This is a genomic window from Bacillus cereus, from assembly GCF_025917685.1.
GTDB classification, from domain to species: Bacteria; Bacillota; Bacilli; order Bacillales; family Bacillaceae_G; genus Bacillus_A; species Bacillus_A cereus_AT.
Genome location: NZ_CP089518.1, coordinates 4,171,500 through 4,189,926, shown reverse-complemented (window position 1 = coordinate 4,189,926; position 18,427 = coordinate 4,171,500). Strand labels below are relative to the sequence as shown.

Genomic DNA, 18,427 nt, shown 5'->3' with positions numbered 1-18,427 from the left:
TGATTGAGAGAAGAAGTGAAAGCACAGTTTACACTATGTTTTCCTTCTTGAAATATGTATTTTTAGGAATTCTATAACTTTTTCTATACAAATAGTCGGAAAAACGCTAGAATACATGGTAGACCATTTTTGTAATAGGAGTGTAGAGCTGAATGTTACATCAATTTTCACGTAATGAATTAGCCTTTGGAAAAGAAGGCCTTGAAATATTAAAAAATAGTACAGTCGGTATTTTAGGAATTGGCGGCGTAGGGTCATTTTCGGCAGAAGCGTTAGCACGTTCTGGCGTAGGACGTCTTGTATTAGTTGATAAAGATGTTGTAGATATTACAAACGTAAACCGTCAAATTCACGCTTTAGTATCTACTGTAGGGCGTTCAAAAGTAGAATTAATGAAAGAGCGTATTGCAGACATCAATCCAGAGTGTGAAGTAATTGGATTAGAGATGTTTTATACAGATGAAACATATGAAGAGTTCTTCAAACACGGCTTGGATTTCGTAGTGGATGCATCTGATACGATTACGTTTAAAATTCATTTAATTAAACAATGTTTACGTCGTAAAATTAAAATTATCTCATGTATGGGTGCTGCAAATAAAATGGACCCAACTCGTTTCCGTATTGCGGACATTTCTAAAACACATACAGATCCAATTGCGAAAGTAATTCGTACGAAGCTTCGTAAAGAGGGTATTAAAAAAGGTGTAAAAGTTGTCTTCTCTGACGAAAACCCAATCGTAATTCGTGAAGAAGTACGTAAAGAAATCGTACCAGACGAAAATGCAAAAATTCGTAAAGCGAAATTACCGCCTTCTTCAAATGCATTTGTACCATCTGTGGCAGGCTTAATTATGGCAAGTCACGTTGTACGTGAGCGTATTAAAAACGTAGAAGTGAAGCGTGTAGGGCAAGAATAAAAGGAAAGCATATATTCATTTCGGATATATGCTTTTTTATGTTTTAAAGAATTGTTGATATTTGCAATACTAATAATTCAAATGTAAGTAATCCTAATAAAGAATAATCGTATTTGTCTGATTTGTAGGCAGAGGTCTTTTTTAAACTATGAATTGTAAAAAGACCTAACGCTAGGACTAGAACACCGAGTGTTATTTTGAATACTATTAATGAAATAGCAACCATCTCCCTTCAAGCGTATATATTTACAATAATATTTAAGTAAAAAATATCCAATTTTTTCGAGAGGTTTATTATTGTTAATCTTTGTCGTTAAATCGATATTCCTTGTCGAATTGTTGATATATTTTAAGTTGTGATAGATATATTCGAAAAACCGTTAATATAATTTCATTTACTGTTGAATTGTGAATCAAAAAAAACAGGGATGTCACTTAGTCAAAAAGTGACACCCCTGTTTTTTAATTCTCTGCGGAATATATAATATCTAAGTTTCCGTTTTGATCAGTCTTGAAGATTGGAGCAATCTGTTCCTCTTGCTCTTCAACTGAAACAAGTTTTCGAGCACGGTCCATAATTCTAACAAGCATTGCGTAATCTTCTTCGATTGCTTGTTGTTTTTTTGTGAGTACCGCTAATTTTGCTTCAAGTTCATTATTCGTTTTTTGTAGGGAAGTGAGCTGATCTTGTAATACACCATTTTCAGTTTGCAACTTTGCGATTGAAGGGTTACTATGTTCCATGTTTTGCAAAAATGAGATGACATTTTGCATTGTAAGTTCCTGTTTACTTGGCGTAATATCTTCTGAAAACTCAGCGTCGATTACGAGCTGCCGAGTTTGTGTAAACTGCTCTTTTTCTATTTTAGCTTCAGAACGTTTTAATTCTTTACGTTGTTTTTTTGCAATCTGCACCGCATCTTCGTAATTCGGTCTGACTTCAGCGTTCCATCTAAATCCGCAAGCTGCGGAAGTACGGTTTAATGTATCGCCAACTTCATCGAACGCTTTTATTTGTGTACTTCCGCTGCGAATATGTCGTAAAACAGTTTCTGCTAAAAGGAGATCGTCTTCTCTTGTCCATGCATCTTGACGTGTTTTCATAAGCGAAGCCTCCGTAATGGTGACGTTTTCGTTTATGTTACCCTTTATTTTTCGTTTTATTCGAACTTTGTAATCTTTCATAAACAGTAGAAAGTGCTTGTTCAAATTTCCCTGTCGTTTTCGGTTTATAATATTGCTTGTTTTTTATTTTATCAGGCAAGTATTGTTGTTGTACCCAGCCATTTGGATGGTCGTGTGGATATAAGTATCCAATGCCTCTTCCGAGTGATTCGGCACCTTTATAGTGACTATCTTTTAAATGACTTGGAATATCACCTGTTTGACCGTTACGTAAATCGTGTAATGCGGCATCAAGTGCTTTATAAGCTGAATTTGATTTTGGTGATAGGCAAAGCTCGATAACCGCATTTGCAAGTGGTATACGTGCCTCTGGGAATCCAACTCGTTCAGCTGATTCAATTGCGGCTAGTGTACGCGGTCCAGCTTGTGGGCTAGCAAGTCCAATATCTTCATAAGCCATAATAAGAAGGCGTCTACCAATACTTTGTAAATCACCTGCTTCAATAAGGCGTGCTAAATAATGGAGCGCTGCATTTACATCACTTCCGCGCACTGATTTTTGAAATGCTGATAATACGTCATAATGAGCATCTCCGCCTTTGTCGTGAACGAAGCTCTTTTTTTGTAGGCATTCTTCTGCAATCTCGAGTGTGATTTCAGCCGCTCGATCGTCTGTAGTGAAGCTAGATAATACAGCAAGTTCAAGTGCGTTATAAGCGGAACGCATATCACCACCAGAGGCGTTTGCAAAGTGATACATTGCTTCATCTGTTACCGTTACAGCATATTCCCCAAGTCCTTTTTCTTTATCTTCTAAAGCTCTTTTTAACCCAATTAAAATATCATCTTCTGTTAGTGCGTGTAATTCGAAAATTTGACACCTGCTTCGAATAGCGGAGTTTATCGCATGAAACGGATTGCTTGTCGTTGCACCAATTAAAGTAAGAAGTCCACTTTCTAAATGAGGTAATAAAAAGTCTTGCTTTGCTTTATCTAGACGGTGAACTTCATCTAAAATTAAAACGAGGTGTCGATGCATCTTCGCTTCTTGTACGACAACTTCCATATCTTTTTTATTGTGAGTAACAGCGTTTAATAGGCGAAACGGGGTTCCGGTACTTCCTGCAATTGCACTAGCAATCGATGTTTTTCCTGTGCCTGGAGGACCGTATAAAATCATAGATTGAAAATGATTCGCTTGGACCATTCGCCATAAAATCTTTCCTTCACCAACTAAATGTTGTTGTCCGATAATTTCTTGAATATTCGTAGGGCGCATTCGATGTGCGAGTGGTTGTTTCATTTTGACCTTCTCCCTTAATGTATAATCTCACTCTATCGTATCATTTTTTTTAATGAAATTTGAAATAAGATGTTGCTTTGTGGGAAAAATGAATATGAATATTTTCATTTTTCTTTCAATTGTAATAATTTCCGAGTTTTTCAATGTGATTTTATGTTATCATTTTGATACACAAGTTGAAATTTCTTATAATACTATATTATGCTATAATTTCATAGGATTTTAAATTGTGTTCTTTTATAAATAAGATATAACCAATAGAAGTGAAAATTTGAAAAGAGGTGCAAAATAGATGAAGATTTCAACAAAAGGCCGCTACGGCTTAACAATTATGATCGATCTTGCAAAAAAGTTTGGTGAAGGTCCGATTTCATTAAAATCAATCGCACAAGCACATGACTTATCAGAACATTACTTAGAGCAATTAATTTCACCACTTCGTAATGCTCGTCTTGTAAAGAGTACGCGTGGTGCATATGGTGGATATGTATTATCAGATCAGCCTGCTAACATTACAGCTGGGGATGTAATCCGTGTATTAGAGGGTCCGATTAGTGTTGTAGAAATGATAGAGGAAGAAGAACCAGCACAACGCCAATTATGGATGCGTGTTCGTGATGCGGTGCAAGAAGTGTTAGATAGTACAACTTTAGAAGACCTAGTACGTTATGAGGAAGAAAATCACGGGGGCTATATGTTTTACATTTAATTCCTTGTGAAACGATTTGGAAAGAAGGAGATTTAATGGAACGCATTTACTTAGATCATGCTGCGACATCTCCGACTCACCCAGAAGTGGTCGAAAAGATGATTCCATATATGACAGAAACATTTGGAAACCCGTCTAGTATTCACTTTTATGGGCGTCAAACGCGCCATGCAGTAGATGAGGCGAGACGTGTGTGTGCACGTAGCATTCACGCGAGTCCGAATGAAATTATATTTACGAGCGGTGGTACGGAAGCTGATAATTTAGCGCTTATAGGTGTAGCGCGTGCGAACCGTCATAAAGGTAACCACATTATTACAACGCAAATTGAACATCATGCGATTTTGCATACGTGTGAATTGCTAGAGCGTGAAGGATTTGAAGTGACGTATTTACCTGTTGATGAAACAGGCCGTGTTCAAGTTTCTGACATACAAAAGGCATTAACGGATGAGACAATTCTCGTATCTGTTATGTTTGGGAATAATGAAGTAGGGACAATGCAACCAATTGCGGAAATAGGTAAGCTGTTAAAAGAACATCAAGCTTATTTTCATACAGATGCAGTACAAGCTTACGGTTTAGTAGAAATTGATGTGAAAGAGTTTGGCATTGATTTACTATCAATATCAGCTCATAAAATTAACGGACCAAAAGGTGTCGGGTTCCTATATGCTGGTGCAAATGTGAAATTTGAACCGTTATTAATAGGCGGAGAGCAAGAAAGAAAACGCCGTGCTGGTACTGAAAATGTACCTAGTATCGCTGGACTGCAGCAAGCGATTTTGCTAGCTGCAAAAAATCGTGAGCAAAAAAATGCCCAATATGAAGAGTTTAAAGATATAATGGTATCTGTCTTCAAAAATGAAGGCATTACTTTCGAGGTAAACGGAAATTTGGAATATCGCTTACCACATGTGTTGAATATAAGTTTTACAGGAATGAATATTGAACCGTTTCTTGTAAACTTAGACTTAGCTGGCATTGCAGTATCAAGTGGTTCTGCTTGTACAGCTGGTTCGATTGATCCATCACATGTATTAGTAGCGATGTTCGGAAAAGACTCCGATCAAATACGTTCATCCGTACGCTTTAGTTTCGGACTTGGAAATACGAAAGAGCAAATTGAAAAAGCGGCGTACGAAACAGTGAAAATCGTGAAACGATTAACACAAAATTAGTATGGGAGGTGACATGATGAACAAACTACCTCACGAAACACGCGTTGTCATCGGGATGTCCGGTGGCGTCGATTCATCTGTAGCGGCACTTTTATTAAAAGAGCAAGGTTATGATGTAATCGGAATTTTTATGAAAAACTGGGATGATACAGATGAGAATGGTGTCTGCACAGCGACTGAAGATTACAATGACGTAATTGAAGTGTGTAACCAAATCGGTATTCCGTATTATGCAGTAAACTTTGAAAAACAATACTGGGACAAAGTATTTACGTACTTCTTAGATGAGTACCGAGCTGGTCGTACACCAAACCCAGATGTAATGTGTAACAAAGAAATTAAATTTAAAGCATTTTTAGAGCATGCAATTGCACTTGGCGCTGATTATGTAGCGACAGGTCATTACGCACGCGTTGCTTATATGGACGGCGAATATAAAATGCTTCGCGGCGTTGATGACAATAAAGACCAAACATATTTCTTAAATCAATTAAGCCAAGAACAATTATCAAAAACAATGTTCCCGCTAGGTGAATTAAAGAAACCGCAAATTCGCGAAATGGCGACAGCAGCTGGTTTAGCGACAGCAGCGAAGAAAGATAGTACTGGTATTTGCTTCATTGGTGAGCGTAACTTTAAAGATTTCTTAAGTAACTATTTGCCAGCTCAGCCAGGTGTAATGCAAACATTATCTGGTGAAGTGAAAGGAAAACATGACGGTTTAATGTACTATACAATTGGACAACGTCATGGCCTTGGTATTGGTGGTAACGGTGATCCATGGTTCGCTGTTGGGAAGAACTTAAAAGACAACATTTTATATGTTGATCAAGGATTCCATAACGAACTTTTATATGGCGATGAAGTTATTGCTACGAATGTAGGATGGGTAAGTAACAAAGCAAAAGAAACAGAATTTAAATGCACAGCGAAATTCCGTTATCGTCAAGCAGACAATAAAGTAACGGTTCAAATCGTTGATGAAAATACAGTTCGTATTCTTTGTGACGAGCCAATTCGTGCGATTACGCCAGGCCAAGCAGTTGTTTTCTATGATGGAGATGAGTGCTTAGGCGGCGCTACAATTGATGAAGTATATCATAGTGGTAAGAAATTAGATTATTTAGGATAAAATGAGAAGCCTCTGCCGATTAGCGGTTAGAGGTTTCTTTTACATAAAGCGAATTTTCGTTCGCTTGAAAAATACATTCTTTGTTATAATTTGTTGTAGAGGTGAAGGACATGTCAAACAAACTTGAAACAGGTATTCAATATATGCAAGAAGGAAACTGGGAAGAAGCAGCCAAAAATTTTACGGAAGCAATCGAAGAAAATCCGAAAGATTCGCTAGGATACATTAACTTTGCGAATTTATTAGATGTATTAGGTGATAGTGAGCGAGCAATTTTATTTTACAAACGTGCATTAGAATTAGATGATAAATCTGCGGCTGCCTATTATGGCTTAGGAAATGTATATTACGGCCAAGAGCAATTTGCAGAGGCAAAGGCTGTATTTGAACAAGCAATGCAAGCTGGATTACAATCAGCTGATGTAACGTTTATGTTAGGTATCACAAACGTGCAACTTGGAAATGATCGTCTTGCACTGCCATTTTTACAAAGAGCAACTGAATTAGATGAAAGTGATGTAGAAGCTGTTTTCCAATGCGGACTTTGCTTCGCACGACTAGAACATATTCAAGAGGCAAAACCTTATTTTGAAAAGGTATTAGAAATGGATGAAGAGCATGCAGATGCGTATTATAATTTAGGTGTTGCGTACGTATTTGAAGAAAATAATGAGAAAGCTCTTGCTTTATTTAAGAAAGCAACTGAAATTCAGCCAGAGCACTTTTTAGCTGGTAATGGCGTTCGTTTATTAGAGCAAGAAGCTGAATAAAGTGAAATTATAGTTTAATGCGCAGTTACCCCTCATCTAAATAGTATGAAAGAGGTGGGGGATGTACTGCTCATTAAAGTGAAAAGAACTCGGAAAGGAGAGGAAAGATGGGAAATCAACATGCAATGGATTTGTTTGAGGAAGAGAAAAAATTTATAAAAGCGCAAGTTCTTCATACCATTTTCCACAACGAAGAAAACCTCTATTCCGTTGTTAGTATGAAAATCATTGAAACAAATGAAACATACGACGAAAAAAAAGTGATGATAAATGGTCATTTTCCCCGTATGCATGAAGATGAAGTGTTTACATTAACAGGTCATTTTAAAGATCACCCAAAGTATGGGAAACAATATTTAGTTGAAACGTTTAAGAAAGAATTGCCGCAAACAAAAGCAGGTATGGTGCAATATTTAGCGAGCGATTTATTTAAAGGGATTGGAAAGCGTACAGCTGAAAAAATTGTAGATCATCTTGGTGAACATGCTATTTCTAAAATTATGGATGATCCTGATGCGCTAAATGGTGTTGTAAATAAGCAAAAAGCACAGGAAATATATGAGACGATTATTGAGCATCAAGGGCTTGAAAAAGTTATGAGTTTTTTAAATGGTTATGGTTTTGGGACGAAGCTTTCTATTAAAATTTATCAGCAATACAAAGAGATGACATTAGAAGTGATTCGTAATAATCCATATCAGCTTATTGAAGAAGTGGACGGAATTGGATTTGGAAGAGCAGATGATATAGGACGTGCATTAGGTATATCGGGTAATCACGACGATCGTGTACGTGCGGGGTGTTTTTATACATTAGAGAATGTTTCATTGCAATTTGGTCACGTGTATATGGAGAAAGGTCAGCTTGTAAGAGAAACGATGTCACTTTTAAATAATCAAGAAGGCAGAGTGACTGAGGAAGACATTGTAGGCTGCGTTGAAATGATGCAAGGTGAAGGGAAAGTCATTATAGAAGAAGAGCGAGTGTATTTGGCTTCGTTATTCTACTCTGAAAAGGGCGTTGTAAAATCAATTCGTCGTCTTATGAATCAAGAAGAAACTCCTTCATTCCCTGAAGCGGAAGTATTAAAGACATTAGGGCAAATTGAAGAGCAGCTGAAGGTACAGTATGCACCACTTCAGCAAGAAGCAGTTCAAACTGCCCTTCATAAGCCGATGATGCTATTAACAGGTGGACCAGGAACAGGGAAAACAACAGTTATTAAAGGAATTGTTGAAATGTATGCGTCACTTCACGGATTATCATTAAATCTAAATGAATATAGTGATGACAACCCATTTCCAATACTATTAACGGCTCCAACAGGAAGAGCAGCGAAGCGAATGAGTGAATCAACAGGACTTCCAGCTTGCACAATTCATCGCTTGCTTGGTTGGACGCCAGAAGGGTCTTTCCAGCGCAATGAAACTGATCCGGTTCAAGGAAAGCTTCTTATTATTGATGAGTTTTCGATGGTAGATATTTGGCTGGCAAATCAATTGTTTAAATCCTTGCCGACGAATATTCAGGTAATCGTTGTAGGTGATGAAGACCAATTACCATCTGTAGGACCTGGACAAGTGTTAAAAGATTTATTAAATGCAGGTGCCATCCCGACGGTAAAACTTACAGAAATTTATCGTCAGGCAGAAGGTTCGTCTGTTATTCAGCTAGCCCATGCGATAAAAGATGGGACGCTCCCACCAGATTTAGCGCAAAATAAAAAAGATCGTTCATTTATTAGCTGTGCAGGGGCTCAAATTGTTGAAGTTGTAAAAAAAGTATGTGAAAACGCGAAGACGAAAGGGTTTAGCGCAAGAGATGTACAAGTATTGGCACCCATGTACCGCGGACCAGCAGGTATTAATGTGTTAAATGAAGCTCTACAAGAAGTGTTTAACCCGAAAAGAGAAAAGAGTAAAGAAATTGCCTACGGTGACGTTGTATACCGGAGGGGTGATAAAGTACTTCAACTAGTCAATCAGCCGGAAAGCCAAGTGTTTAATGGTGATATTGGAGAAATTGTTTCGGTGTTTTATGCGAAAGAAAATGTCGAGCAACAAGATATGATTATCGTTTCATTTGATGGAATTGAAGTAACGTATACAAAACCTGATTTGAACCAAATTACACATGCGTATTGCTGTTCGATTCATAAATCACAAGGTAGTGAATTTCCAATTGTTATTATGCCGATTGTAAAGAGCTACTATCGTATGTTACGTCGTAATTTAATTTATACAGGTATTACAAGAAGCAAAAAATTTCTTATCATTTGCGGAGAAGAAGCAGCTTTTCAATCTGGTGTAAATCGCCTTGATGATGCAATGCGTCAAACGACTTTAGCTGGTCGATTGCAAGAATCACAAGGAGAGGTACAGATGGTGACGGTTAATGGTGAAGAAATGGACGTGGAAAACATTTCACCGTATGATTTTATGTAATAAGGTGAAATTATATAGTGAAACTTTCAAACGTATAACGTTGAAAGGCTCTAGCATGTATAAATGAATGCAGTTTGGACATAATGGCAAATAGAATCTGGGAGACTGTAAGGAGATGAAAGCCATATGTTCAGTTGTCCAAATTGCAAAGGGAAAGACATTGGAAAGATAGGTGTCAACCAATTTTACTGCTGGAGTTGTTATATCGAATTATCGGTTTCAAAGGGGAAAATCCATACGCATCAAGTAGAGGAAGATGGTTCATTAAGCTCTCTTGATGATTTATTTGATGAAAATGAAAGAACGATCGGATAACGAAAAGGGGGATTTACTTTGAATCTACGCAATTCATTAATCGCATTAGGTGTTGGGGCTGCAGCATATCAATATGCTCGTAAGCAAGATGTATTTTCTAAACGCAATATGAAAAAAGCACGTAAGATGATTAAGTCTTATTTATAATTTTGATAAAGTGAAAAACTCCCTTCAGGATAAGGGAGTTTTTTATGCATTTGTATGCAAATATAAAAGTCCGATTTCTGAGAAGAGATAAGATAGACCGTAACATCCAACGCCAAGCATTCCATAATGCCATAATTGCTTCGCCCGTTCTTTTCGCGAGGAACGAATAAAGAAACCTTTCCAAATACCAAACCCAATACAAATCCATTCAAGAATCATAAAAAGTGCTGATAATACGAGCATAAATAAAACCATAATTAGCCCTCCTGATTATATTTTGGCGTTCTGTATTTTCAGGGATGGTTGTCCTTATTATGTTAAATATATGTACGTCTTTAAAAAACAGTATGGTCTGTATAAAAAGATTTTAAAACTTTTGCACATAACCTAACCTATTTATTTTCAAAATAAAGGTGGAGGAGGTTTTTCGTGTGAAGAATCTTAAAATCATTTGGATATATCGTTTAGGATTATTGTTACTCGTTTTTCTTTGTTTGCTTGTCTTTTTGAAAATTAAGCCATTATGGGCACCGATTATTTTTGTATTTAAAGTGGCAATTACACCGTTTCTGATCGCGTGTTTCATTGCGTACTTATTGCATCCTTTAATTGAAAAAATCCATAAAGAAGGAATGCCTCGCACACTTGCCATTTTGCTCATTTACGTACTTTTCTTCGGCGGGATTGGCTATGGAATTTATAAAGGAACGCCAATTGTTATTAAGCAGTTGCAAGAGATTAATGAACAATTTCCGCAGTTTACAAAAATGTACGATTCTTGGATGGATGGGGTAACGGAACAAACAGCGAATTTCCCATCATTTATTCATGAAAAGGTGAAACAAATTTTTGGTGGTGTAGAAACGAAGATTCAAGCGCTTTTAAATAAAGTCATGAGCACAGCTCGTGGTGTACTGGATTCGTTACTCATTATTTTCTTAATTCCATTCATTGTATTTTACATATTAAAAGATTACGGTGAGTTTTATCATATCTTTTGGAAATTAGTCCCGAGTAAATGGCGTGGTACGGGGCAAATGCTTGCGAAAGAAATTGATAAGTCACTTGGAAGTTATATTCGAGGACAGTTATTTGTTTGCTTAGTATTAGGAGGAGTATCTGTTCTTTCTTTTTGGTTTATCGGTATGAAATATCCGTTATTACTCGGCATTATTATTGGGGTAACGGATATAATCCCGTACTTTGGTCCTATTTTAGGGGCAATTCCGGCGTTGATGATTGCTGCAACGGTATCAACGAGTTTACTCATTAAGGCGGGGATTACGATTGCTATTTTGCAATTTTTGGAAAGTAACATTTTATCTCCTTACATCGTTGGTAAGTCGCTTCGTATGCACCCTGTTATTATTATGCTTGCATTACTAGTTGGAGGAGAAGTAGCAGGTATTGTAGGATTGCTAATATCAGTTCCTGTTTTAGCAGTCATTCGTACAGTGATTGTTCATGTGAGGCCTCTTTGGAAAAAAGAAGATGTTTAAATGATTAGCCCTCTATTTATGAAATAGAGGGCTAATCATTTGCTTATTTAGGGAGTTGCTCGTTTATTTTTTGAACGAGGGAGCTAACATCATTTGTTTGAATATGTTTTATTTTTTTCCATTCCGTATCATAAAGAAATACAATTTGATTGCTGAAAAGTCGTTTTTGTTCTTTTAGATTAGAAATTTTTGCGAAAGAGTACTCCTCAAATAATGGGTTCTTGCTTACATCTGGTCCATAAAAGAAGAGCCTTTTGTTCGTTAAGATTAACAGGCCTGGCCTTGCGACGGAACGATATATAAATATATTTAATGAACATGCTGCGTAAAAAAGGATTTTTTCGTCGGTAGCTAACATTGCTTTAGCTTGATTCAATAAAGTTGTCATTGTAATCGCTTCTTTATTGTTAATAATTTAATTATAACAAATAATGTAATATCTAGAAATTTGTATAGGGATATTTTTTATGAAGAGATTCCTATTTAGTAGTAAATGCATAATATATCGAAAGGCTGTTAAAAATGAATAGTAGAATAATTATGGTTAATAAGCAATTGACACAATATAAATGATTAACTACATTGACAAACTTAAGAGAATTCTATTATATTTAGTCATATAATACATTAAATCAATGACGGAACAAGTACGTTACAGTCCATTTGTAGAGAGAAGCTTCCACTGGCTGAAAGAAGCTTTAAATGAAGGGTAACAGAAAGCTAATCCTGAGAGCAGCTAATCACTGCCGTCTTGCCACGTTACGGCACCATGAGGTGATGAATTGATTGTTATAATAATCAATTCATAATTAGGGTGGTATCGCGAGTTAACTCTCGTCCCTTTTATAGGGGCGGGAGTTTTTTATATTTAAGGAGGAAAATACAATGAAACAACTAACAGGCGCACAAATTCGTCAAATGTTTTTAGACTTTTTCCAAGAAAAAGGACATGCAGTAGAACCTAGTGCATCACTAGTTCCACATGAGGATCCATCTCTTCTATGGATTAACAGTGGTGTAGCAACATTAAAAAAATATTTTGATGGACGCGTAATTCCGCAGAACCCACGTATTACAAATGCTCAAAAATCAATTCGTACAAACGATATTGAAAACGTAGGGAAAACAGCTCGTCACCATACATTCTTTGAAATGTTAGGAAACTTCTCAATCGGTGATTACTTCAAAGAAGAAGCAATTACTTGGGCTTGGGAATTCTTAACGAGCGACAAATGGATCGGATTCGATAAAGAATTACTATCAGTTACAATCCATCCAGAAGATGAAGAAGCATTCACAATTTGGAATGAGAAAATGGGTGTTCCAAAAGAGCGCATCATCCGCTTAGAAGAAAACTTCTGGGATATCGGTGAAGGACCAAGTGGACCGAATACAGAGATTTTCTATGATCGCGGGGAAGCTTACGGTAATGACTTTAGTGACCCAGAATTATATCCAGGCGGAGAAAACGAGCGTTACTTAGAAGTATGGAACCTTGTATTCTCTCAATTTAACCATAATCCAGACGGTTCATATACGCCACTTCCTAAGAAAAACATCGATACAGGGATGGGTCTAGAGCGTATGACATCTATCGTTCAAGATGTGCCTACGAACTTTGATACAGACCTATTTATGCCAATGATTGGTGCAACAGAATCAATTTCTGGTGAGAAGTATCGTAATGGCGACTTAGAAAAAGATATGGCGTTTAAAGTAATTGCCGACCATATCCGTACAGTAACATTCGCTGTTGGTGACGGTGCTCTTCCATCTAACGAAGGCCGTGGTTATGTATTACGTCGTTTATTACGCCGTGCTGTTCGTTATTCGAAGAAATTAAACATCAACCGTCCATTCATGTTTGAATTAGTGCCGGTTGTTGGAGAAGTAATGAAAGACTTCTATCCAGAAGTACTTGAAAAGCAAGATTTCATCGCAAAAGTTGTGAAAAACGAAGAAGAGCGTTTCCATGAAACGCTTCATGATGGTGAAGCAATTTTAGCTGAAGTAATTGCAAAAGCGAAAGAAGAAAAAACAACTGTTATTTCTGGCGTAGATGCGTTCCGTCTATACGACACATACGGTTTCCCAATTGAATTAACAGAAGAATATGCAGAAGAAGCTGGTATGACAGTTGACCATAAAGGTTTTGAAGCTGAAATGGAAAAACAACGTGAGCGTGCACGTGCTGCTCGTCAAGACGTTGATTCTATGCAAGTTCAAGGTGGTGTACTTGGTGAAGTTAAAGTAGCAAGCGAATTCGTTGGCTACGGTACAGTTGCAACAGAAAGTAACGTTGTAGCACTTGTGAAAAATGGTGAGTATACAGATAGCTTACAAGCTGGTGAAGAAGGACAGTTAATGCTTGATGTAACGCCATTCTACGCTGAGAGCGGTGGACAAATTGCTGACCGTGGTTATCTTCTTGCTGACGGTGTGAAAGTTCTTGTAAAAGACGTACAAAAAGCGCCAAATGGCCAAAACTTACACAAAGTTGTTGTTGAAGAGGGTACATTAACGAAAGATGCGGCTGTAAAAGCTGTTATTGATACGAAGAACCGTAGTAGCGTTGTGAAAAACCATACAGCAACTCACTTACTGCACCAAGCATTAAAAGACGTACTTGGAATGCATGTTAACCAAGCTGGTTCTCTTGTAACTTCTGAACGTTTACGCTTTGACTTCTCTCACTTTGGCCAAGTACAAGCTGACGAATTAGAAAAAATTGAGCGTATTGTAAACGAAAAAATTTGGGAAAGTATTGATGTTGAGATTTCTCAAAAAGCAATCGAAGAAGCGAAAGAAATGGGTGCAATGGCATTATTCGGTGAAAAATACGGAGATGTGGTGCGCGTTGTACAAGTTGGCGGTTACAGCTTAGAGCTTTGCGGTGGTTGTCACGTTGATAACACAGCTTCTATCGGCATTTTCAAAATTGTTGCTGAGTCTGGTATCGGTGCAGGAACTCGTCGTATTGAAGCAGTAACAGGTAAGTCTGCATACGAATTAATGAACGATCAAGTAGGTTTATTAAAAGAAGCAGCAGGTAAAATGAAAACAAATCCGAAAGATATTTTAACAAGAGTTGATGGTTTATTTGCTGAAGTGAAACAACTTCAAAAAGAAAATGAATCTCTTGCTGCGAAATTAAGCAATATCGAAGCTGGAAACTTAACTGATTCAGTAATGACAGTTGATGGCGTGAACGTATTAGCGGCGAAAGTAAATGTTGCAGATATGAACAACTTACGTACAATGATGGATGACCTAAAAAATAAATTAGAGTCTGCAGTTGTTGTATTAGCGTCTGTAAATGATGATAAAGTAAACATTTTAGCTGGCGTAACGAAAGATTTAATTAGCCAAGGTTACCATGCAGGTAAGCTTGTGAAAGAAGTGGCTTCTCGCTGCGGTGGTGGCGGTGGTGGCCGTCCTGACATGGCTCAAGCAGGCGGTAAAAACCCAGCTCAAGTTGAGGAAGCTTTAGCGTTTGTACAAGAGTACGTTAAATCTGTTTCAAAATAAAGAGATAGTAGTGTACAATGGTAGGGAGAGGAGAAGTTCTTCTCCCTATACTTACTACTTACAAGTGAGGTGCTTGAAATGGACGGTTTTGATAAAACAATGAAGTTTAGCATTCAAGATGAAAAACAGAGTGTCCATGTAAATGATGTACTTTTAACTGTGTATGATGCACTTCAAGAAAAAGGCTATAATCCGATTAACCAAATCGTCGGTTATTTATTAAGTGGAGACCCAGCATACATACCTCGCCATAAAGATGCACGAAGCATCGTTCGCAAGCTTGAACGTGATGAGATAATTGAAGAGCTTGTGAAGTCTTACTTGAAACATCATCGTGAGGAGTAGTTTATGCGGATATTAGGTTTAGATGTAGGTACAAAAACAGTCGGAGTTGCAATTAGTGACGAAATGGGCTGGACAGCACAAGGACTAGAAACAATCAAGATTAACGAAGAGCGAGGTCAATTTGGTTTTGATCGTATTTCTGAGTTAGTAAAACAGTATGGTGTGGACAAAATAGTAGTAGGTTTACCTAAAAATATGAATGGTACAATTGGCCCTCGTGGTGAAGCGTGCCAGCAATTTGCAGAAAACCTACGAGAGCTGTTACAATTAGACGTTGTAATGTGGGACGAGCGTTTGTCGACGATGGCAGCGGAACGTCTGCTCATTTCAGCTGATGTAAGCCGTAAGAAGCGAAAGCAAGTAATCGATAAGATGGCTGCAGTCGTAATCTTACAAGGATTTTTAGATAGTAAATAAGAGGTGACCAAAATGGAAGAAAATCAAATTACAATTGTAGACGAAAAAGGTAACGAACATTTATGTGAGATTGTTTTCACTTTTGATGCTGAAAAATTTGGCAAAAAATCATACGTAGTCTTCTCTCCAATCGGTGAAGTAGACGAAGATGGAGACCAAATTTATGATGCAATGGCTTATGAGCAAAATGAAGAAGAGGGCGGAACTTTACTTCCAATCGAATCTGAAGAAGAGTGGGAAATGGTACAAGAAATGTTCAACACTCTTGCTGATGAGCAAGAAGCAGAATAATAAGTACTGAAAAGATGGACGACATACAGTCCATCTTTTTTGTTTTCATATGTAAAATGAATGATTTTTTGTCGAAACTGCGCAACCCTTTGTAGTATAATGAGACGGATTGTAGAAAAAATAAAGTGAAACTGTAATCATTGGGGGCTATCCCCCAATGATTACTAGTTGAACCAATCGGGCTTTTACCGGCAGTTAGACTCCCATTTAACTTCTTTACGCTAGCTGATTGTTGAGGGGAGTCTTACCGTCCCGTTAATGCGGGGTAAAATGTCTATCTAAAGAAGATAAGTAAATTTATTGTGTTTTTATATCGTGTTGTATAGAAATATGTACATACGGTTTACAATTGAATAAGGAGGAAGAGTTTTGGTAGAGAATCAAGTGAAAAAGAAGCGTAGACGCATTTTTTTATTTTCGATTATTGCACTGCTCTTAGTTTGTGGTTCAGTCTATGCGTATATTTCATCGGCGTTAGGACCGGTTGATAGCGGGAATAAAAAAGAGGTTGAAGTAGAGATTCCTAAGGGCTCATCTACGAGTAAAATTGGTGAGATTTTAGAAGGAAAAGGTGCTGTGAAAAACGGTACAGTCTTTAGTTTTTATGCAAAAGCTAAATCGAAAAATTTACAAGCTGGTACATATTTGTTGAATCCTTCCATGAGTGCGAAAGATGTCATGGAACAAATGTCATCTGGTAATGTACATCGTCCAGCTCTGTATAAAGTGACGATAAAAGAAGGAGCACAAGTAACCGAAATTGCAGAGGCAATTGCGACAGAGTTAAAGTGGAATAAAGATGATGTTGTGCGTCAATTAAACGATAAAGCATTCGTTCAAAAAATGCAGCAAAAGTATCCGAAGTTATTAACGGACAAAATCTTTGACGGCAATATTAAATACCCGTTAGAAGGTTATTTATACCCTGCAACGTATTCGTTCTATAAGAAGGATACGACGTTAGAAGAAATCGTAATTCCAATGCTTGAGAAAACGAATGCAATCATTGTTCAAAACGAGGCGAAAATGAAAGCGAAGAACTGGGATGTTCATCAGCTTTTAACATTGTCTTCACTTATTGAAGAAGAGGCAACGGGCTTTACAGATCGTCAAAAGATCTCTAGTGTTTTCTATAATCGTTTAGCAAAAGGTATGCCACTTCAAACAGATCCGACAGTGTTATACGCGCTTGGAAAGCATAAACAACGCGTATTATATGAGGATTTAAAAGTAAACTCACCGTACAATACGTATGTTGTGAAAGGATTGCCAGTTGGGCCGATTGCAAACTCAGGGAAACATTCAGTGGAAGCGGCGTTAGAGCCTGCGCAAACAGAGTATTATTATTTCTTAGCTGCACCGAGTGGTGAAGTGTATTATGCGAAAACATTAGAAGAACATAATGCATTAAAGCAAAAATATATTACGAAAAAACAGTGAAATGGGGAGGGGTAGCGAAAAAGGTCGCGCATCCCTCTTTTTTGTGGTAAAATATATCGGGTTAAAAACTGGCAGAAGAATCGTTTTTAATATCAAAACGGGACGTACAAGCTAAGGGTGAAGCTGGCTTGTATTTTTATTGCATTCTATGTGTGAAAAGACAAAGATTGACGCGTCATAGAGGCACTTCTCCATGTAAATAAGGAGGACCAATTATGGAGGATGCAGTTAACGAGTACCTATTATCATTTATTGATCCAAAAGATAAATTAATTCTTGAAATGGAAGAGTATGCAACAGAAAACCATGTGCCGATTATGGATCGACTTGGAATGGAATTTATGCTGCAATTTTTACGTTTAATTGGACCGAAAAGCATTTTAGAACTTGGAACAGCAATCGGTTATTCTAGTATTCGTATGATGGAAGCTATTCCAAATTCACGTATTGTGACAGTAGAGCGCAATCGTGAACGATATGAAAAGGCACTTGAATATATAGAACGTTCTCCAGTAACAGATCGCATTTCTGTTATTTACGGTGATGCTTTAGAAACAGGCGAACAAGTGAATGAGCATGGAACATTTGATGTTATTTTTATTGATGCAGCGAAAGGGCAATACCGTCGCTTTTTTGACTTATATGAACCGTTATTAAATCCTGGTGGCGTTATTATTTCAGATAATGTTATGTACCATGGGCTTGTAACGACAAAAGAGAAAATTGAAAATAGACGTACACGTGGTTTGATTCGTCGTATTAAGACGTACAATGAATGGCTTATGAACCATGAAGGATATGATACAACGATTTTCCCGATTGGTGATGGAGTGGCTGTAAGTAAAAAGAAAGGGTGACAAA

19 protein-coding genes and 1 other annotated feature are annotated in these 18,427 nt (G+C 37.4%); of the genes, 15 read left to right on the top strand and 4 right to left on the bottom strand.

All coding sequences use genetic code 11. The features are described 5' to 3' along the window. Positions 1 to 152 precede the first annotated feature (152 nt). Positions 153 to 920 (top strand): tRNA threonylcarbamoyladenosine dehydratase, encoded by a 768-nt coding sequence (locus tag LUS72_RS21785; RefSeq protein WP_000903182.1) that lies wholly within the window; start codon positions 153 to 155, stop codon positions 918 to 920. Between the two features lie 462 nt (positions 921 to 1,382). Here LUS72_RS21785 and LUS72_RS21780 read toward each other — a convergent pair whose 3' ends face one another. Then, positions 1,383 to 2,024 carry an RsfA family transcriptional regulator gene (locus tag LUS72_RS21780; RefSeq protein ID WP_071771713.1) on the bottom strand — a complete coding sequence of 214 codons (642 nt, stop codon included), beginning with the start codon at positions 2,022 to 2,024 and terminating at the stop codon, positions 1,383 to 1,385. A gap of 37 nt (positions 2,025 to 2,061) precedes the next feature. After that, on the bottom strand, positions 2,062 to 3,348 hold the full coding sequence (locus LUS72_RS21775; protein ID WP_097830591.1) for a replication-associated recombination protein A: 1,287 nt from the start codon (positions 3,346 to 3,348) through the stop codon (positions 2,062 to 2,064). Positions 3,349 to 3,640: 292 nt separating this feature from the next. Between LUS72_RS21775 and cymR the strand changes: the two genes are divergently transcribed. From cymR to LUS72_RS21740, 7 genes are all read left to right on the top strand, one after another. Next, the gene (gene cymR, locus LUS72_RS21770) at positions 3,641 to 4,057 is read left to right on the top strand and encodes a cysteine metabolism transcriptional regulator CymR (RefSeq protein ID WP_000704116.1); all 417 of its coding nucleotides are present in this window, start codon (positions 3,641 to 3,643) and stop codon (positions 4,055 to 4,057) included. A gap of 35 nt (positions 4,058 to 4,092) precedes the next feature. Continuing rightward, on the top strand, positions 4,093 to 5,238 hold the full coding sequence (locus tag LUS72_RS21765) for a cysteine desulfurase family protein (RefSeq protein ID WP_097830592.1): 1,146 nt from the start codon (positions 4,093 to 4,095) through the stop codon (positions 5,236 to 5,238). A 16-nt stretch (positions 5,239 to 5,254) separates the two neighbouring features. Further along, positions 5,255 to 6,370, top strand: coding sequence for a tRNA 2-thiouridine(34) synthase MnmA (gene mnmA, locus LUS72_RS21760; RefSeq protein WP_097830593.1), 1,116 nt, complete (start codon positions 5,255 to 5,257; stop codon positions 6,368 to 6,370). Between the two features lie 110 nt (positions 6,371 to 6,480). Further along, entirely contained in the window at positions 6,481 to 7,140 is a 660-nt protein-coding gene (locus tag LUS72_RS21755; protein ID WP_264448249.1) for a tetratricopeptide repeat protein, read from the top strand. A gap of 107 nt (positions 7,141 to 7,247) precedes the next feature. Next, positions 7,248 to 9,584 carry an SF1B family DNA helicase RecD2 gene (locus tag LUS72_RS21750; RefSeq protein WP_097830595.1) on the top strand — a complete coding sequence of 779 codons (2,337 nt, stop codon included), beginning with the start codon at positions 7,248 to 7,250 and terminating at the stop codon, positions 9,582 to 9,584. Positions 9,585 to 9,710: 126 nt separating this feature from the next. Further along, entirely contained in the window at positions 9,711 to 9,899 is a 189-nt protein-coding gene (locus LUS72_RS21745; RefSeq protein WP_097830596.1) for a hypothetical protein, read from the top strand. Between the two features lie 18 nt (positions 9,900 to 9,917). Further along, complete coding sequence (locus tag LUS72_RS21740) at positions 9,918 to 10,046, top strand: YrzQ family protein (protein ID WP_001053553.1); 129 nt, start codon at positions 9,918 to 9,920, stop codon at positions 10,044 to 10,046. A gap of 42 nt (positions 10,047 to 10,088) precedes the next feature. Here LUS72_RS21740 and LUS72_RS21735 read toward each other — a convergent pair whose 3' ends face one another. After that, the gene (locus LUS72_RS21735; RefSeq protein ID WP_097830597.1) at positions 10,089 to 10,301 is read right to left on the bottom strand and encodes a hypothetical protein; all 213 of its coding nucleotides are present in this window, start codon (positions 10,299 to 10,301) and stop codon (positions 10,089 to 10,091) included. Between the two features lie 176 nt (positions 10,302 to 10,477). Between LUS72_RS21735 and LUS72_RS21730 the strand changes: the two genes are divergently transcribed. Further along, positions 10,478 to 11,545, top strand: coding sequence for an AI-2E family transporter (locus tag LUS72_RS21730; RefSeq protein WP_097830598.1), 1,068 nt, complete (start codon positions 10,478 to 10,480; stop codon positions 11,543 to 11,545). Between the two features lie 43 nt (positions 11,546 to 11,588). Here the strand turns inward: LUS72_RS21730 and LUS72_RS21725 are convergent, their stop codons facing one another. After that, a complete protein-coding gene (locus tag LUS72_RS21725; protein ID WP_097830599.1) occupies positions 11,589 to 11,933 on the bottom strand; it encodes a PH domain-containing protein in 345 nt (114 codons plus the stop codon). 238 nt (positions 11,934 to 12,171) lie between these two features. Then, positions 12,172 to 12,390 (top strand) — a binding site (T-box leader). A gap of 40 nt (positions 12,391 to 12,430) precedes the next feature. On the opposite strand from LUS72_RS21725, the gene alaS reads away from it, so the two are divergent. The 6 genes from alaS to LUS72_RS21695 all read left to right on the top strand — a co-directional run bounded on the left by alaS (position 12,431) and on the right by LUS72_RS21695 (position 18,423). Then, entirely contained in the window at positions 12,431 to 15,073 is a 2,643-nt protein-coding gene (gene alaS / locus LUS72_RS21720; protein WP_097830600.1) for an alanine--tRNA ligase, read from the top strand. A 78-nt stretch (positions 15,074 to 15,151) separates the two neighbouring features. Next, positions 15,152 to 15,418 carry an IreB family regulatory phosphoprotein gene (locus LUS72_RS21715; protein WP_000348591.1) on the top strand — a complete coding sequence of 89 codons (267 nt, stop codon included), beginning with the start codon at positions 15,152 to 15,154 and terminating at the stop codon, positions 15,416 to 15,418. A 3-nt stretch (positions 15,419 to 15,421) separates the two neighbouring features. Next, a complete protein-coding gene (gene ruvX / locus LUS72_RS21710; protein WP_097830601.1) occupies positions 15,422 to 15,835 on the top strand; it encodes a Holliday junction resolvase RuvX in 414 nt (137 codons plus the stop codon). A gap of 12 nt (positions 15,836 to 15,847) precedes the next feature. Beyond that, positions 15,848 to 16,126, top strand: a complete 279-nt coding sequence (locus LUS72_RS21705; RefSeq protein ID WP_000392249.1) for a DUF1292 domain-containing protein — start codon at positions 15,848 to 15,850, stop codon at positions 16,124 to 16,126. A 369-nt stretch (positions 16,127 to 16,495) separates the two neighbouring features. After that, positions 16,496 to 17,566, top strand: coding sequence for an endolytic transglycosylase MltG (gene mltG, locus LUS72_RS21700; RefSeq protein WP_097830602.1), 1,071 nt, complete (start codon positions 16,496 to 16,498; stop codon positions 17,564 to 17,566). A 215-nt stretch (positions 17,567 to 17,781) separates the two neighbouring features. Further along, positions 17,782 to 18,423, top strand: coding sequence for an O-methyltransferase (locus LUS72_RS21695; RefSeq protein ID WP_097830603.1), 642 nt, complete (start codon positions 17,782 to 17,784; stop codon positions 18,421 to 18,423). The last annotated feature ends 4 nt before the right edge of the window (positions 18,424 to 18,427 follow it).